A 469-nucleotide genomic window follows, 5' to 3' on the forward strand; every position below is an offset into this window, starting at 1 on the left:
CTGCGGTGAACGGGCCGCGTGCGGTGGTGTTGTCGGGCGCGGAAGCCGCGGTGATGCCGGTGGTGGAGGTGTTGCGTGGGCGTGGGGTGAAGACCAAGCGGCTCGACGTCAGCCATGCTTTCCACTCCCCGCTGATGGAGCCGATGCTTGCTGAGTTCGGTGCGGTGGTGGAGGGGTTGTCCTTCCACGCGCCGTCGCTGGGTGTGGTGTCGAACGTGACGGGTGCCGTGGCTTCGGCCGAAGAGCTGTGTGTGCCGGAGTACTGGGTGCGGCATGTCCGTGAGGCGGTGCGTTTCGGTGATGGTGTGGAGGCGTTGGTCGCTGCTGGTGTGTCGTCGTTCGTGGAGTTGGGTCCGGACGGTGTGCTGAGTGCGATGGCACGCGAGTCGCTGGCTGAGGGCTCGGATGTGGCGTGTGTGCCGGTGATGCGGCGCGACCGTGACGAGGTGCGGGAGTTTTTGACCGGCCT

At 66.7% G+C, this 469-nt stretch carries 1 protein-coding gene; it reads left to right on the forward strand.

Annotation, left to right across the window (positions count from 1 at the left end):
- Positions 1-469 (forward strand): acyltransferase domain-containing protein (locus RM704_RS44670; protein WP_311593607.1); only part of this gene is annotated, 469 nt, incomplete at both ends.

Origin of the sequence: Streptomyces gottesmaniae, from assembly GCF_031845845.1 — a bacterium.
Lineage (GTDB): Bacteria > Actinomycetota > Actinomycetes > Streptomycetales > Streptomycetaceae > Streptomyces > Streptomyces akebiae.